The following is a 17,363-nucleotide window of genomic DNA, read 5'->3' on the forward strand; positions in this document are numbered from 1 at the left end:
CTTATGCATCTTCGCCAAACCAACAGATATTACGGGCAGCCATGATCAGCTCACCAGCTTTTTCTTCTGTCAATTCTTCAATTTCGATCAAATCGTCAATGCCTTGTTCGGCTAAATCTTCAAGCGTAACGACGCCTTTACTCGCCAATACGAATGCTAAATGTCTTTCTAAACCGTCTAACGCTAATAAATCTTCACTTGGCTGCGCGCCATCTAGTGCTTCTTCAGTCGCAAGGGCTCGAGTCGAAATCGCCGCCTTGGCTCTTTCTCTTAAAGATTCAACAATATCTTCATCAAATCCATCTATCTCTAGCAACTCGTTAACTGGCACATAAGTGATTTCTTCTAATGAAGTAAACCCTTCATCTGCTAAGACTTGCGCAAAATCTTCATCCACATCCAATGCAGACACAAATAAGTTAATGATTTTTGCACTTTCTGCTTGATGCTTAGCCTTCATGTCGTCAACGGTCATCACGTTAAGCACCCAACCTGTTAGTTGTGTCGCTAAACGTACATTTTGTCCATTACGACCAATCGCTTGCGCTAAACTGTCTGCTTCTACTGCAATATCCATAGAGTTATTATCTTCATCGACAATAATGGAAGCAACATCGGCAGGTGCCATCGCGTTAATCACAAACTGAGCTGGATTATCATCCCAAAGAATAATATCTACACGCTCACCACCAAGCTCATTCGATACCGCTTGAACCCTTGCGCCACGCATACCCACACAGGCGCCAATAGGATCAATTCTCTTATCGTTTGACTTAACTGCGATTTTAGCACGTGATCCCGCATCACGAGCCGCCCCCATGATCTGAATAAGCTCATCAGCAATTTCAGGCACTTCAACACGAAATAGTTCAATAAGCATTTCTGGCTTAGTACGGGTCAAAAATAACTGTGCACCACGAGCTTCAGGGCGAACAGAGTAAAGCAATGAGCGCACTCTGTCACCAGGACGGAAAGATTCACGTGAAATCAAATCTTCTTTAAACAATACGCCATCAGCATTATTGCCTAAATCGACAACAACGCTTTCACGGTTACTCTTTTTAACAACACCGACAACCAATTCGCCTTCTTTATCACGAAATTGATCCACCACTTGTGCACGTTCTGCTTCACGGACTTTTTGAACAATAACTTGCTTCGCCGTTTGTGTGGTGATGCGGTCAAAAGCCACCGACTCAATTTCATCTTCGATGTAAGCACCCAGTTCAATACCAGGCTCTTCGAATTGTGCCGCTTCAAATGTAATTTCACGAAACGGATTTTCTAATGCTTCGCCTTCATCTTCGACAACCATCCAACGGCGGAAAGTCTCATATCCACCCGTTTTACGATCGATTGCAACACGCACTTCAATGTCGCCTTCATATTTTTTCTTAGTTGCTGTGGCAAGGGCAATTTCCAACGCTTCAAAAATCTTTTCGCGAGGAACACCCTTCTCATTTGAAACCGCCTCAGCGACTAGCAGAATTTCTTTATTCATCCTCTTGCCTCGTTCACCTGAATCCATCAAAACTTAACGATTAGATTGCTCTTACGGATATTATCCAGAGCAACTATCAGTTCTTTACCGTCTACCATCAAAGAAAGCATTTGGCCTTCAATGCCAGTAATGGTGCCTTTTAAATTACGACTGCCAGCCACAGGCATGGTCACTTGTACTTTTACTGTCTCCCCTAAATAAGCTTCATATTGCTTGGCATTAAACAAAGGACGTTCAACACCAGGAGAAGAGACTTCTAATGTATACTCTGTTGAAATTGGATCTTCTACATCTAATACGGCACTGACTTGACGACTGACATCGGCACAGTCATCAACAAAGATACCTTTTTCATTGTCTATATAAAGGCGCACAACGGAATGTTTGCCTGCTTGGATATATTCTATCCCCCAAAGCTCATGCCCTAATGCTTCAACTGGCGCTGTCAGCATTTGTTCCAGTTTGCGTTCTAATGTAGCCAAGGTTACCCCCAGAAAAACAAAAAAGGGCTTAAAGCCCCAGTACAACCCCACGAATGCGGCAATTTGATAAGTCACAGATAACAAAAAACCCCGTAATGACGAGGTTAACATGTATATCACCTGTAACAGTCTAAGTGAAATAACCCATAATAGTTATCACTTAAAAACTGGTTGCGGGGGCCGGATTTGAACCGACGACCTTCGGGTTATGAGCCCGACGAGCTACCAAACTGCTCCACCCCGCGTTAACTGATGCAAGTATATTGATAAACATTGATACTTGCAATAATAAAGCTCAATTCTTTTTCACTTTATTAAAATTTGATTTTATTACCAATAAAATCCTAACTTTGGTGCCGAGAGCGGGACTTGAACCCGCACGACCGTTAAGTCACAGCCACCTCAAGGCTGCGCGTCTACCAATTTCGCCACCTCGGCGACACCTGGTTTAATCAGGAATACTTGTATTGTTTTCAGTATTCTCTGAATTATCGGTTTTCTGTTGCACTTGCTCAGTAGCTGGAGCAACATCTTTACCTAAATCATTCCACTCATCAGCTGCTTTAGTATGATTGGCGCTTAAATTACCAATCGTTAAACTTAAAGCAAAAAATGCAATGGCTAAAACTGCGGTCGAACGAGTTAAAAAGTTACCCGAACCTGATGACCCAAATAAAGTGGCAGAAGCACCGGCGCCAAATGAGGCTCCCATATCTGCACCTTTTCCTTGCTGAATAAGAATTAGGCCAATTAATCCTAATGCTACCAACAAGTAAACTACCATTAAAACTTCATACATATTACACGCTCATCGCTATTGTACATAAACTGAGAAAATCAGTAGGTTTAAGGCTTACACCGCCAATTAAACCACCGTCTACATCAGGTTGAGCAAATAAATCTGCTGCGTTACTCGGTGTTACGCTACCACCGTACAATATCCTAATGTTCTCTCCTATTGATGGAGATCCTTCTAGCAGACGCTTGCGAATAAACGCATGCACTTCTTGTGCCTGCTCTGGCGTAGCGCTGTTACCACTGCCGATAGCCCAAAGAGGTTCATAAGCAATAACGGCTTGGTCAAAAGCATGAATACCATTTCTCTTGATAATGGTATCGATTTCATTGCCAATGACACTGAATGTTTGATTTGCTTCTCGCTCTGAGGCTGACTCCCCAATACATAAGATAGGGATCAAACCTTGTTTTTTTGCAGCAGCAAATTTTTCTGCTATCACATGACTGCTTTCGCCAAAATGACTGCGTCTTTCGGAGTGGCCAATAATAACATACTGACATCCTAAATCTTTTAGCATTGAAGCTGATACTTCACCAGTATAGGCACCTTTGTCAAACTCGCTGACCGATTGTGCACCTAATGCTATAACACTCGATTTAAAATCGAGATCAGAGTTATCAAATTCTTGCTTTACGCTTCCAAGGTAAACTGTCGGCGGGCACAATACAACTTCTGGACTTTGTGCAGACAACTGCTTATTAAACTCATTAAATAAATCGCTAGCCAAATTGGCATCACCATTCATTTTCCAGTTACCAGCAACCATCGGACGTCTTTGTGTCATCACCATCTCCTCTGAAAGCGGCGTGAATAATAGCGAACCCCTCGCTAAGTTACAATAGCTAAAAGCAATATTTTTGGTTAAATAAGCTTGTACGTCTACTTTTTATGCGAAGCGGGTTTCAATCGATATCGCCACCCGCTCAATTGTCTTATATCACATATTGATAAAAATAAAATCAGACTAAACTTCTTACCGCTTCTGCGATAAAGTGAGCATGTTCCATCACTTTGCCTTTTTCATCACCTTCAACCATGACTCTAAGTAACGGCTCTGTTCCTGACTTTCTGAGTAAAACGCGCCCACGAGCACCCAACTGGGTTTCAACAGCTTCTTTTGCCGCCAACACTTGATGCGATGCAAGGGGATCGTTCTCACCTTCAAAACGGACATTAACAAGCACTTGAGGTAACATACTCATTTTCGCCGTTAAGGCTTCAAGACTCTTACCGCTGCGCTGCATCGCAGCCAGCACTAAAATCCCTGCAACAATCCCATCCCCTGTTGTACCGTGATCTAAATTCAGAATATGACCGGAATTCTCTCCCCCAATACGCCAATCATGCTCTTTGAGTAATTCCATCACATAGCGATCGCCCACTTTAGAGCGCGCAAAAGGAATACTGAGTTCTTTGAGCGCCAATTCTAGCCCGAGATTAGACATTAAGGTGCCTACCACGCCTCCTTTTAATACTCCACGCGACTTTGCATCACTGGCAAGAATATAAAGGATTTCATCTCCGTCAATGACGCGGCCTTTCCTATCAACCATCATAATGCGATCGCCATCACCGTCAATAGCAATACCTAAATCCGCATGCTCAGCTATAACCGTTTCACAGATTTTTCCCATGGAGGTGGCGCCCACTTCATGGTTAATGTTCAATCCATCAGGCTTATCACCAATGGCGATGACTTCAGCCCCTAATTCTCTAAACACATTCGGCGCAATATGGTAAGTGGCACCATGGGCGCAATCAACCACAATTTTAAGCCCTTCTAGGGTATGTTCAGCGGGAAAATGCCCTTTACAATATTCAATATACCGTCCAGCCGCATCATCGATACGAGACACTTTCCCCAATAAATGTGATTCTACGCACTCAAGTGGTTTATCAAGCTCTGCTTCAATCGCCAATTCAACCGCATCATCCAATTTACTGCCGTCACTTGAAAAAAACTTAATGCCATTGTCATAATAAGGGTTATGGGAAGCACTGATCACAACCCCCGCTTCAGCGCGAAATGTTCGAGTCAAATATGCAATGGCCGGTGTCGGCATTGGACCAACCAACATGACACTTAGCCCCGCAGCACTTAACCCCGCTTCCATCGCAGACTCAAATAAATAACCTGAAATACGCGTATCTTTACCAATAATGACTTTTTTTGTACCAGCACGAGACAAGACGCGACCCGCTGCCCATCCCAATTTTAACGCTAGCTCAGGGGTCATTTTTCCTGCCCCAACCTTGCCACGAATACCATCCGTACCAAAAAATTTTCTCACGTTTATCTCCATTACTAGACCTCATTTATTGAAGCCCATTTTAATCTATCAATTATTGAAATTAATGAGTCAGCCAAGATCCTTATTAACTATGATACTTCGTACAACAAAAATAAAATGTTATCTCGATCATCAATTTAAGCTTACTTATGTCTTAAGCTTAAACTGCTGACTCTCATTGAATACTGTTAATACATCTTGCATCTCTAAGACATCATGAACGCGTAAAATATGGGCGCCCGCTTGAGCTGCCAGTAAGTTTCCAGCAAGACTTGCCGATAATCTATTTGACACATCTCGGCCAAGAAGGTGGCCGAACATGCTTTTACGGGATAAGCCGATTAATAAAGGCAAACCTAATACATGAAATTCTGATAATCGCCCCAATAACTCGAAATTATGCCCTAAGCTTTTACCAAAACCAAATCCAGGATCAAGAATAATATTCTCACGTTTGATCCCCGCAGACAAACACGCTTGAATTCTTGCTTCGAAGAAATGAGTCACTTCCTGAATAACATCATGATAGTTAGGTGAAAGTTGCATATTTTTCGGTTCACCTTGCATGTGCATTAAACAGACGGGTACCTGCAGATGTGCCGCCACTTCCAGTGCTCCTGGTGCTTGCAACGCTCTAACGTCATTAATCATATCTGCGCCAGCGGCAATGGCTTGCTTCATCACATCAGGTTTACTGGTATCAATCGATACCCACACTTTTTTGTGCTTGTGACTGATATACTCAATGATAGGGATCACTCGTGCTAGCTCTTCGTGCAAACTCACTTCATTCGCACCCGGACGAGTAGATTCACCACCAATATCAATAATGTTGGCACCTTCACTGATTAATTTATCCGCCTGCTGGCATGCATTTTTAAAGTGAGAAAAATGCCCTCCATCGGAAAAAGAATCCGGAGTAACATTCACTATTCCCATCACTGAAGGGGACGTTAAGCTTAATACTTTTTGTTTATTTTGTAATTTAAACACCAAACTCTTCCTTCAAACTGCACATGATAGCTATAAACAAGAAAACCCCATAATGGGGTTTTCTTTTATTTGGATGACACGCCTAAATTTAAATCACTAGGCTATCAATCACTCATTACTTTGCAGGAGACTCAGCCGCATCACCTTTGTCGTCAGGCTTAGGATCTGAAGTCGACTCATCAGAAGCCGCAGGCTCAGCTGATTGGGTAGAGACTGTTTCTCCATCCGTATCATTTGCACCATTGTCATTTGAATTATCTTCATCCTTTTGCCATTCAGCAGGTTTACGTACTTCACGCCTTTCCATCAAATCATCAATTTGATCTGCATCAATGGTTTCATATTTCATTAACGCATCTTTCATCGCGTGAAGTATGTCCATATTGTCATTAAGGAAACGGCTTGCTCTGTCATAGTTTTCAGCAATAATCTGCTTCACTTCAGCATCAATAATGCTGGCGGTATCATCTGACATATGCTGGGTTTTACCCATGCTACGACCTAAAAACACTTCGTTGTCATCTTCCGCGTATAGCACAGGCCCTAACTTTTCAGAAAAGCCCCATTGGGTAACCATGTTACGCGCGATTGACGTAGCGTATTTAATGTCTTGAGAAGCACCGGTTGAGACTTTTTCACTGCCGTAAATAATCTCTTCAGCAAGACGTCCACCATAAGCCACTGAAATTTGACTCTCTAGCTTACGTCGACTTTGGCTAATTTGATCCGCTTCAGGTAAGAAGAAGGTCACCCCTAAGGCACGACCACGAGGAATAATCGTCACCTTATGCACAGGATCGTGCTCAGGCACTAAACACCCCACAATAGCATGACCCGCTTCATGATAAGCGGTCATTTCTTTTTCTTCTTCAGACATCACCATAGTGCGGCGCTCTGCACCCATCATGATTTTATCTTTTGCGCTTTCAAACTCTTCCATGCTCACTAAACGACGGTTACCACGTGCGGCAAATAGCGCTGCTTCATTCACAAGGTTAGCTAAATCAGCCCCTGAGAATCCAGGCGTACCACGTGCAATAACGCTGGCTTTCACACCATCCGCTAATGGCACTTTTCGCATATGCACTTTCAAAATTTGTTCACGACCACGCACATCCGGTAAACCTACGACCACTTGACGGTCAAAACGCCCTGGACGCAGCAATGCCGCATCTAATACGTCTGGACGGTTAGTCGCTGCAATGACAATCACACCTTCATTGCCTTCAAAGCCATCCATCTCAACCAACATTTGGTTCAAGGTTTGCTCACGCTCATCATGACCCCCACCCACACCGGCACCACGTTGACGACCCACTGCATCGATTTCATCGATAAAAATGATACAAGGTGCCGATTTTTTTGCTTGTTCAAACATGTCACGGACACGAGATGCACCCACACCGACAAACATTTCAACAAAATCCGATCCTGAAATCGTAAAGAAAGGCACTTTCGCCTCACCAGCAATCGCTTTTGCCAATAAGGTTTTACCTGTACCTGGTGGGCCAACTAACAAGACACCTGTTGGAATACGGCCACCCAGCTTTTGAAAACGCGTCGGCTCTTTTAAGTAATCCACCAACTCTTTAACGTCTTCTTTGGCTTCATCACAGCCAGCCACATCGCCAAAAGTCGTCTTGATTTGCTCTTCGCCCATCAATTTGGCTTTACTTTTACCAAAGGACATGGCGCCTTTACCGCCACCACCTTGCATTTGGCGCATAAAGAAAATCCAGACACCAATCAACAACAGCATTGGGAACCAAGAAATGAATATTTGGGTTAAGAAGCCTGATTTTTCTGCTTCTTCGCCCTTCATTTTGACGCCTTTACGGTCAAGATCATTAATCAAATCTTGATCGTAGATTGGCATAATAGTGGTAAATTTATCACCATTTGTCTTAATGCCATCAATGGTACGTTGATCGCTTTGTATTTGAACGGATCCTATCTGTCCAGTACGCACATCATCTAAGAAAGTCGAATAGTCCATCTTCTGCGTTGATTGCGAAGAGGGGGAATAGCCCTGGAAGACTGATATCAGCACAACAGCGATAACAACCCAGAGAATTAAATTTTTTGCCATATCACTCAAATTACTAGACCTCATTTTCAGTCTTTCGGTTACTAAGCTTAGGGTACTACAACTTGTACCCTGTCGCCACTAAATAGACTTCACGTGAACGTGCCCGCGAAGAATCCGGCTTACGGGTTTTTACAGTTTTAAATGCTTGTTTTACAGCTTTCATATAGTCATCAAAGCCTTCCCCCTGAAAAACTTTAACGGCAAAACAACCATTTGGCGCTAAAACTTGATGGCACATATCCAGTGCTAACTCGACTAAATACATCGCTCTAGGCTGATCAACACCGCCCGAACCACTCATGTTCGGTGCCATATCAGATAATACCACGTCCACTTTAGCATCGCCGACTCGCGTTAATAATGCATCAAGGACTTTTTCTTCTCGAAAATCGCCCTGTAGAAAATCAACGCCAACGATAGGATCCATAGGCAGAATATCACAGGCAATCACTTTACCTGAATCTCCCGCTAATTTCACCGCTACTTGTGACCAGCCTCCCGGCGCGGCCCCTAAATCCACCACGGTCATACCTTGGCGAATGAGTTTATCCTTGTCTTGGATTTCTTCTAATTTAAACGCGGCACGTGAACGTAAACCTCGCTTCTGAGCTAATTTAACATAATGATCATCAAAATGTTCTTGCATCCAACGAGACGAACTCGCTGTTCGTTTTTTACCTGACATTTAAAAATCCGCAACAAATGAGAGTTACATAAGAGCTATATAAGGGTAGAATAGCGTCTTTTCAACAGTAACTCAGCATAAAGTTGGTATAAATGAACTTAACAACCAAACAAAAACAGCACTTAAAAGGCTTAGCCCACAGTTTAAAGCCTGTAGTGATGCTTGGTTCTAATGGTCTAACTGAAGGTGTACTGGCTGAAATTGATAGCGCACTCTCTCATCATGAACTGATTAAAGTGAAAGTAGCCTCTGCAGACAGAGAGCTAAAAAATGCAATCGTCGATGCCATTATCCGTGAAACACAAGCCGTCAAAGTCCAAATGATTGGCCATGTGCTTGTTTTATTCCGTCAATCTGAAGAAATGAAGATTGCGGTTCCTCAAGCTCGTAAATAAACTTGTTATTGAAAATGAAATACTAAAAAGCCGCTATCAATAGCGGCTTTTTTTAGGACTAAAGGCCCCTGATATATAAATCGTTACAAAAATTATGGCGTTTCAGGTAAGGCTTCAACTTTATAATGCTCGGGCAATAATCCCAGCTTTTCAGGTAATACCGTCCCCACTGAAATTGATGACCAAGTCCCTGTTAAAATACCAATGAACATGGCGATAGAAAACCCTTCCAATGGTGATCCTCCCATTATCCACAAAGCGATGACTGTCAGTAATGTGGTGCCAGATGTAACCATAGTACGTGAAAATGTCGCCAATACCGCTTCATTATTCACATCAACGGTTTTTGCATTCGGTTTCGCTATTAAGACTTCACGAATTCTATCGGCAATAATGATCGAGTCATTCAATGAGTAGCCTAAAATCGCTAGTATTGCCGCCAATACCGTTAAATTAAACTCCATCTGACTGAGTGAAAAGAAAGCCAATACAAAAATAACATCGTGGACCAGTGCACATAATGAACCTGCCGCTAAGCGCCACTCAAAGCGATAACTCAAGTACCCTAAAATACACAACATCGCAATCAATAACGCTAATCCCCCTTGCTCGGCAAGCTCTTGACCCACTTGAGGGCCCACGACACTTGAATTCACTAATTGAACATGACTGTCTAATGGGCTGAGTACTTGCTTAACATCAAGCACAGAAGTATTAGCACTATTTGAATCAATATTTTTAACGCTATCAGGTAACCCGTAACGAATCACCCAACGCCCGGGCTCTCCGGCTGAGATCACACTGACATCTTGTTTTGATGCCGCATTCATTAAGGGTTGAATTTCACTGGCCGTGATTTTAGGACTCATGGTCACTTCGGCCACCACCCCTCCCGTGAAATCTAAGCCCCAATTAAACCCTTTCACCGCAATGATACTCAAAGATAGGATCACAACAGCCACTGATATAGCGCTAGAAAGATGACGCCACTTAGTTAATCTATTAATATTTTTCATCTTTTACACCTTCAGATTACGCTTTGTGTTACGCCCATACACCATATTAATGATGACTCTTGAAGCAAAAATGCCCGTAAACATACTCGTCAGCAAACCGAGACCCAATGTCAATGCAAAGCCTTGAATGGGGCCGTTACCGATGGAATATAATACGACTGCGGTGATCATCGTGGTAAAGTTAGCATCAATAATCGTTGAAAAAGCGCTGTCAAATCCGCGATCAATGGATTGAGCAAAACTCCTACCCTCTTTCATTTTATCTTTAATTCGCTCAAAGATAATCACATTGGTATCCACCGCCATACCAACAGTCAATACAAGCCCAGCAATACCGGGTAGGGTTAATACCGCACCAGGAATAAGCGCCAATAAACCAAAGAGCAATACCATATTGCCGATTAATGCAACATTCGCCACCCAACCTAAACGTCTATACCAAAGAGCCATAAATAATAAGGTTATGCTGATCCCAAGGCCTAACGCTGCAAAACCATTTTCAATATTTTCAGCCCCTAAGCTTGGGCCAATCGTCCGCTCTTCCACCATTAATACCGGCGCTGTCATCGAACCTGCACGTAATAGTAACGCGAGTTGCTGTGCATCTTGATAACTGCCAGCCCCTGTGATCCTGAATCTATCCCCCAATTGCGATTGTATCGTCGCGACACTGATAATTTCAGTTGTTTGTTTCGCCTTTCCATTCACATCTCGGCTATATTCGCTATAGGCTGTCGCCATTGGATTACCTACATTCGCACGAGAAAAATCAGACATGATTTTTCCACCTTCGCTGTCTAAGGTAATATTGACCTCTGCTCGGCCCATTTCATCGGTGCCCGCTCTGGCATCAACAATATGTTCCCCTCCTAAAACCGGACGACGAGACACGGACACAGGCATGCCTGATTTATCGTTTAGGATCTTCGTATTCACAGCGCCCGTATTTTTAACGGCATAAAAGGCTAAACTCGCAGTCGCTCCAATGACATTCTTTGCCGCAGCAGGATCTTGCACGCCCGGCAACTCAATGCGAATACGATGTTCACCTTGTCGCTGCACCATGGCCTCTGTGATCCCAAGCTGCTCAATTCGACTGCGCATAACTTGTAAGTTTTGCTGCACTGTTAGATTACGAATATTGACTCTTTCATCAGGTTTTAACACCAAGGCCAACCCTTTATCCCCAAAGTTTGTCACTTGCCATTGCGCATAATTGGTTTTAAAGAAAGTCCGTAATTCTCCTCGTACATCTTTACCCGACAGTGAAATATGTATCCCCTGTTCCGGCGCTTTAGTGACCCCTACCCCCCGTAACTTTTGCTGACGCACAAATTGACGAACAGCATCCATTAATTGACTTTGATGGGCGCTATAAACAGGCGTCACATCCACATCTAATAAAAACTGGACGCCTCCTCGTAAATCCAGACCTAATTTAATGGGCTCAAATCCCATATTCGTTAACCATGCTGGCGCTGCAGGTACCAGCGCTAAGGTCAATTCAGACGTATCAGATGTCTTCTTAGCTAATATATCTTTAGCCTGTGTTTGCTGCTGAGCATCTTCAAGCACCACCACAGTATTTTTATCATTTTGAGTAATTCGTTTTACTTTAATGCCCGCTTCTTGCAATTTAAGCTGCAACGCAACAGGGGATTGCAACAAACCCGACTGATTGCTGATCTGCACTGCGGCATCTTCGCCGTACCAAGTTGGAAGCGCGCTCAATAGCATAATCACTAAAGTCACGATTAAAACGATATATTGCCATGCTGAATACTTATTCAATATTTTATGTTTGTGTTTATTATTCATAAATCTCATTACCTAAAGACAGCAGCAGATATTATCCGCGCTGGATCACTCATACTTTTATTGGAAGCTATGCTCGACAAGACAATAAAAAATCATTAGCTGTGACACATCAAGGTATCGATATGCAGCCACACTTTCATTGCTAAGAAATTTTATAGACTGAGCACGTGTTGATAAGCTAAAGCGTTAGCTGATTTGCTGTGTAAAGCGGTAGATAAGATTCGACTCTTTCCAGCCCGACACACGCGCGTGAGTAGAAGAGGTCGTTAAAAACCATGACGGATGGTTAGCATCAATACGATAACCCGCTTTAAAAAGGGGGATCTCGGGTGGAGAAAATTCAAAAGCTAATTGATATTGAGGCTGAATTTCAACCAAATCGTGTTGAATAAAGCTCAGGTAAACCTGAGTGCCTAATGGGACAAATGTCGCCCCTCGATTCACTGGTACTGAATTTGAGGTTGGCGATACAGGTTGATGAGCAATATCTTGAGTGTGACTCACTTTTGAAGGGCTTGGCTGATTAGCCATTTTTTCATGAATAAGCAATGGCTTTTCAGACGTGGCTGAATAACTTACGTTTGCTTGGTGTAACGCGTTAGTCGTCAATGTTGCTACGTCAGTATGATCCTCAATAGGTAACATTATTTTTTCTGTGCACGCATATGCGTTAATGCAAAGCATTAAGGCAATACAAAAAATAGCGAACACTTGTTTAAATAAATTCAATACCTAAACCACTCTTTATAATGTTTCATGTTTCATGTTTGATTTATGGGCATACAAGCCAATAAATCAAAGTAAGATAACGCAAAACAGCATACTCCCTTCATTAAGGGATAACAATGGAGACGCAGTATAGAAGGCAATAGAGCAAAAATAAAAACAAAAATGTAACAAAAAGCCGCTAACAAATAGCGGCTTTATTACAAGTGATTAAATTTAAAATTAAATAACCTGAAATCGGGTTAAATATAATCGACACGTATAATTTCGTAATCCGTTTTACCACCTGGTGTTTCAATGGTAATTTCATCATCGAGGTTCTTGCCAACCAAGCCTCTTGCAATGGGTGAGCTCACTGAAATTAGATTCTCTTTAATATTCGCTTCATCATCACCCACAATGCGGTACGTCATTTCTTCATCGGTATCGATATTCAAAATGGTCACTGTGACACCAAAAATCACTCGCCCAGTATTAGGCATCTTGGTGACATCAATAATCTGTGCATTCGATAATTTACCTTCAATGTCACGGATCCTGGCTTCACAAATCCCCTGTTCTTCCCGCGCCGCATGATATTCTGCATTCTCTTTTAAATCACCAAGTTCTCTCGCTGTGCCGATTGCCTCAGTAATTTTAGGGCGACGCTCAAATTTAAGGTGGTCTAGTTCTTTACGCAACATATCCGCGCCGATCACAGTCATTGGAACCTTATTCATAATTCTCTTTCGTCTCCTTTAAAACAAAAGCATCCCATGTCGATCGCCAGTCTCGAATGATCAACACAAGTAAAATAATATATTAAGGGTATTTTATACTTGAGAAGGAAGAAATGTATAGCCCCTAATCAAGTGAAAAAAGACCAAAATAAGGCAATCAGTAATAAAATAAACGCTCAAAGTTGACCAATGGAGGTATCATGGAACTCGCTGCACACTTCCTTCACCCTCTATTTTGGCTCATTTGAACTACCTTAAGCAAAACTTTCACAAACGATTGTATAACACTTCATTTTCAACTTTGGTTTTATTTAGCCCAAATGCCTATTTATCCCTGAAAGTCGAATATCAATTGAAAATAATTATCATTACTGTCACGGCGATTATCATGGATTGAATACGCTACATCAGACCTTAAGTGAAAACATACTCACAACTATTCAATCTCTTTATTGACTACATACATTTTGCCTTCATTTTATAGGCAATTATCGAGACCGAATTAATGTTTAATCATACATCAATGGCATTGGCTATTATCTTTGCCCTTCAATCAAGTCCTTTACTGGCACAAGAACAAAAAACAATAACCAATAATGGCACTGAACCACAAACCAATCAAAAAGACGACACACAAGCAATTGAAAAAATGACCGTTCATGGTGTACGTCAACGCTTAGAAAAAGCCGGTATGCTCTCAGATAGCATCATGAAAACCGAAGTCATTAGCAGCGAATTAATGAATAATAAAAATGCGGTTAATTTGACTGAAGCCATTAACAATACCCCTGGTGTCAGAGTCTCTAATGAATGTTCTATGTGCGGAGTTAAACGCATCATGCTCAATGGACTTCGAGGCGAGCAGACGACCATTTTAGTCGATGGGCTGCCCGTTCATGCCATGATAGCGGGTTACTACGCCGTTGATGCCATTCCCACAACAGGTTTGGATCGTATTGAAGTGGCTCGCGGCGCAGGTGCTTCACTCATTGCGCCTGAGGCCATTGGCGGCACCATTAATATCATCACTAAAACGGCCATTGAAAATAGCGCCACAGTCGATGCCTCCATCGGTGAAAACGGTAACCGTAAGATCGGCATATTAGGCACAGGTGTCAGTGAAGATGGCCGAACCCTCGCCACCTTGACCGCCCAATATGACGATCGCAATCAAGTCGATGAAGATAACAATTTCGTCAACGAATCACCCAGTCAAGATAATCGAACCTTTAGCTTACGTTTATCACATGATATTACCGATAACGACAATGTCATCTTACGTTACGCCAATGTTCAATCTGAAGTCTTTGGTGGTCCTATGCTGGGCAATACGTTTGCCGATGGCGCTGCGACCAGCGCAGATAATGTGATCGCCACTTTTGATGATATTCCATCTGATATGTTGTTTAAAGACGGTGATGTTCGTAATCAATTTATCGGTAAAGCATGGGAAACCACGGAATGGGTCAAAACCCAACGTGATGAGCTCTCTTTAAGCTGGCTCAGTGCCTTAAATGATGACTGGAACATGACATTATCAGGCAGTTATTCCGATCATACTCAAGACTCATTCTATGAAGGCTTTAGTTATTACGCTGAAGATACCATGTGGTATGTCGATGCACGATTTAATTATTTCCTCAATGAAGCGCACTTACTCACTTTCGGTCTCGATAAGCGCACAGAAGAAATGCGCTCTCACTCTAGCGGCGAAAATGAACCTGACTATGTCAGCGATGCCTTTGACTATGATGTACTGGGCCTTTATTTGCAAGACACTTGGCAAGCCAGCGATAAGTTAGAAGTGAATATGGCGCTGCGCTTTGACCATGTTCAGGCAGATTTTATCGACACCAGCAAACCGGGTAAAGAAATCGATCAGCATATCATCGCTCCACGCATTGATATGAGTTATAGCCACAATGATGAATGGATGTCACGTCTATCTGCCGGTAAAGGGTATCGTGCTCCTTTATCTTTCTTTGAAACCGATCATGGCGTGCTTGATGCCTCTAAAGGCTTTGAAATTGATGTCGATAAGCTCGAGCGTTCAAAGTCAGCCACTTATGCTTTAAGCTTTACAGGCGAGCAATTAAGTGTCACCTCATCGGTTGCTTGGACCCAAGTCGATAACCTTGCCATGCTAGACGAAACTGATGATGGCGTGCCAAGATTAACCCAACTGGATAAAACCGCCACGGTCACGACCACCGATCTCGCATTAGGTTATGCACTCACCGATAATCTCACGCTTAACTTGACCGCCGAGCGTTTCTTCTACGACAGTGCCTTTCAATCCTCTTACGCGATTGCGCCTGTGGAAAAACGCTTAACCTTTTACACTGACTGGGACATCAATGGCTGGGAAATCTTCACTAACTTAGTGTGGATTGACGCACGGGACTTATCGGATTATGGCTATGACGGTTATAACCAAATCGACAGTAGCGGTAATGTCGTCACATCATCGAAAAAATCCACTCATGCGCCGTCTTATTGGACCTTTGATTTTAAGATCAGTAAATCCCTTACTGACAGTATCACCTTGTATGCAGGCGTGAATAACCTGTTTGATTACACGCAAGTTGATAATGGTGAATCACCGCTGTTTTATGACGATAATGGTGACTATGATGTTGCCTATATTTGGGGACCACTGCGAGGCCGTGAAGCCTACACAGGTATTCAAGTTACGTTTTAATCAATCCGTTTTATAAGCCATGCTTTAACTTGTTCAGGCCAACGCTCATGTTGGCCTGAATGCCATGAAGCGGCATTTAGCCAAAACACCATGTTACCGCTCTGCTTAAGGCTCACTATCAATGAACAATACACGCCCAAACACACTGTCATTATGCGTCGCTTTATTGACTTCGCTCCTTTGCATTATGAGCCAGAGTGCCTATTCATCGACACTAGCCACTCACAGCACAGAGTCTCGTTCAGCCACATCAGCCAACACGGATCCCAATGTGGATCACTTAGTTAATACCTTACCTTGGCTGGCTTACCAACATGAACACCTAGTGACTCATCAACAAGAACACTTTCAAGATTTTGAGGGAAAACCCAGCTTATTCATGTTTTTTGAACCCGAGTGTCCTTGGTGTGCCAAACAAGGAAAAGCCTTTAATCAACTGCTTGCTCAATGCCCCAATGCCATCAATATTGCCGCACTGGCCAGCCACGGCAATAAAACCGTGCTGCGAAAAGCCGCTTGGAAGATGAAATTACATTTTCCTGCCTATTTAGCCAGCCAAACCATGATGCTGTCTATTGGCCCCCTGCCCGCCACCCCGATCACCCTCATTATTGATGAGAAAGGCCAGCTGCACAGTGTTCTTCGAGGCTATGTGAAATTAGCGCAACTCTTGCCGAAATTGAAACAGGAATTTGGGCTAAAATGTGGTTAAAGTGGTTAAAGTGGTTTGGTCAAAGTGATTAATACTCATTGTTCTCACCCACCTTAAAGGCTCAATATAGCGAGATCCTGCCATTTTAAACCACTCAACTGCCTTTTCAGTCCAATCCCCATAGTGGTGAAATTCACTATTTTTTGACATGTGCTTTTTGGACTGATCTTGCTAAGATAACGTCTCATTCCAAGGCCTTCACGCCCTTTTTTCTCCAAGCCTAAAGTCGCGTGGCGTACTTTCACTATTATGTTCAATAAGTATTGAAATTCTTTTTTTAAAAAAATCACTAAATCTTATAATTTTTCAAAAAAAAAGAAGACAATCTCTCTTATTAGCATAAAGTAGATGCTATGAACAACTTTATAAGCACCCAAAACCAAAAAATAGAACACACATAAATTCAGATTTTAATTTAATATGGAAATATGAATAA

General features: G+C 42.6%; 15 protein-coding genes and 2 tRNA genes. 3 read left to right on the plus strand and 14 right to left on the minus strand.

Going from position 1 to position 17,363, the window contains the following annotated elements; genetic code table 11:
* Window position 1: 1 nt before the first annotated feature.
* The 10 genes from nusA to rlmE all read right to left on the minus strand — a co-directional run bounded on the left by nusA (window position 2) and on the right by rlmE (window position 8,840).
* Window positions 2–1,501: a transcription termination factor NusA gene (gene nusA / locus Q0976_RS19215; protein WP_299495488.1), complete on the minus strand. Its 1,500-nt coding sequence runs from the start codon at window positions 1,499–1,501 to the stop codon at window positions 2–4.
* 26 nt (window positions 1,502–1,527) lie between these two features.
* Window positions 1,528–1,983, minus strand: a complete 456-nt coding sequence (rimP, locus tag Q0976_RS19220; RefSeq protein WP_299495505.1) for a ribosome maturation factor RimP — start codon at window positions 1,981–1,983, stop codon at window positions 1,528–1,530.
* Window positions 1,984–2,151: 168 nt separating this feature from the next.
* A tRNA-Met gene (locus tag Q0976_RS19225) sits at window positions 2,152–2,228 on the minus strand.
* A 106-nt stretch (window positions 2,229–2,334) separates the two neighbouring features.
* Window positions 2,335–2,421, minus strand: a tRNA-Leu gene (locus Q0976_RS19230).
* 10 nt (window positions 2,422–2,431) lie between these two features.
* Window positions 2,432–2,782, minus strand: coding sequence for a preprotein translocase subunit SecG (gene secG / locus Q0976_RS19235; protein ID WP_299495489.1), 351 nt, complete (start codon window positions 2,780–2,782; stop codon window positions 2,432–2,434).
* A 1-nt stretch (window position 2,783) separates the two neighbouring features.
* Window positions 2,784–3,566 carry a triose-phosphate isomerase gene (gene tpiA, locus Q0976_RS19240; protein WP_299495490.1) on the minus strand — a complete coding sequence of 261 codons (783 nt, stop codon included), beginning with the start codon at window positions 3,564–3,566 and terminating at the stop codon, window positions 2,784–2,786.
* Window positions 3,567–3,741: 175 nt separating this feature from the next.
* On the minus strand, window positions 3,742–5,079 hold the full coding sequence (glmM, locus tag Q0976_RS19245; protein WP_299495506.1) for a phosphoglucosamine mutase: 1,338 nt from the start codon (window positions 5,077–5,079) through the stop codon (window positions 3,742–3,744).
* Between the two features lie 141 nt (window positions 5,080–5,220).
* Window positions 5,221–6,066 (minus strand): dihydropteroate synthase, encoded by an 846-nt coding sequence (gene folP / locus Q0976_RS19250; RefSeq protein WP_299495491.1) that lies wholly within the window; start codon window positions 6,064–6,066, stop codon window positions 5,221–5,223.
* Between the two features lie 115 nt (window positions 6,067–6,181).
* Entirely contained in the window at window positions 6,182–8,179 is a 1,998-nt protein-coding gene (gene ftsH, locus Q0976_RS19255; RefSeq protein WP_299495492.1) for an ATP-dependent zinc metalloprotease FtsH, read from the minus strand.
* Between the two features lie 31 nt (window positions 8,180–8,210).
* The gene (gene rlmE / locus Q0976_RS19260; RefSeq protein ID WP_298774868.1) at window positions 8,211–8,840 is read right to left on the minus strand and encodes a 23S rRNA (uridine(2552)-2'-O)-methyltransferase RlmE; all 630 of its coding nucleotides are present in this window, start codon (window positions 8,838–8,840) and stop codon (window positions 8,211–8,213) included.
* Window positions 8,841–8,932: 92 nt separating this feature from the next.
* On the opposite strand from rlmE, the gene yhbY reads away from it, so the two are divergent.
* Window positions 8,933–9,235 carry a ribosome assembly RNA-binding protein YhbY gene (gene yhbY / locus Q0976_RS19265; RefSeq protein WP_299495493.1) on the plus strand — a complete coding sequence of 101 codons (303 nt, stop codon included), beginning with the start codon at window positions 8,933–8,935 and terminating at the stop codon, window positions 9,233–9,235.
* 92 nt (window positions 9,236–9,327) lie between these two features.
* On the opposite strand, the gene secF is transcribed toward yhbY, so the two are convergent.
* The 4 genes from secF to greA all read right to left on the minus strand — a co-directional run bounded on the left by secF (window position 9,328) and on the right by greA (window position 13,514).
* Window positions 9,328–10,251, minus strand: a complete 924-nt coding sequence (gene secF / locus Q0976_RS19270; protein ID WP_299495494.1) for a protein translocase subunit SecF — start codon at window positions 10,249–10,251, stop codon at window positions 9,328–9,330.
* Between the two features lie 3 nt (window positions 10,252–10,254).
* Window positions 10,255–12,069 (minus strand): protein translocase subunit SecD, encoded by a 1,815-nt coding sequence (gene secD / locus Q0976_RS19275; protein ID WP_299495495.1) that lies wholly within the window; start codon window positions 12,067–12,069, stop codon window positions 10,255–10,257.
* Between the two features lie 186 nt (window positions 12,070–12,255).
* Complete coding sequence (locus tag Q0976_RS19280) at window positions 12,256–12,714, minus strand: hypothetical protein (protein ID WP_299495496.1); 459 nt, start codon at window positions 12,712–12,714, stop codon at window positions 12,256–12,258.
* Window positions 12,715–13,037: 323 nt separating this feature from the next.
* Complete coding sequence (greA, locus tag Q0976_RS19285) at window positions 13,038–13,514, minus strand: transcription elongation factor GreA (protein ID WP_299495497.1); 477 nt, start codon at window positions 13,512–13,514, stop codon at window positions 13,038–13,040.
* A gap of 505 nt (window positions 13,515–14,019) precedes the next feature.
* Here greA and Q0976_RS19290 point away from each other — a divergent pair.
* Both Q0976_RS19290 and Q0976_RS19295 read left to right on the plus strand, forming a co-directional pair.
* Window positions 14,020–16,215 (plus strand): TonB-dependent receptor, encoded by a 2,196-nt coding sequence (locus tag Q0976_RS19290; RefSeq protein WP_299495498.1) that lies wholly within the window; start codon window positions 14,020–14,022, stop codon window positions 16,213–16,215.
* Window positions 16,216–16,336: 121 nt separating this feature from the next.
* The gene (locus Q0976_RS19295) at window positions 16,337–16,927 is read left to right on the plus strand and encodes a thioredoxin family protein (protein ID WP_299495499.1); all 591 of its coding nucleotides are present in this window, start codon (window positions 16,337–16,339) and stop codon (window positions 16,925–16,927) included.
* The last annotated feature ends 436 nt before the right edge of the window (window positions 16,928–17,363 follow it).

This window comes from uncultured Shewanella sp. (assembly GCF_947501665.1).
Lineage (GTDB): Bacteria > Pseudomonadota > Gammaproteobacteria > Enterobacterales > Shewanellaceae > Shewanella.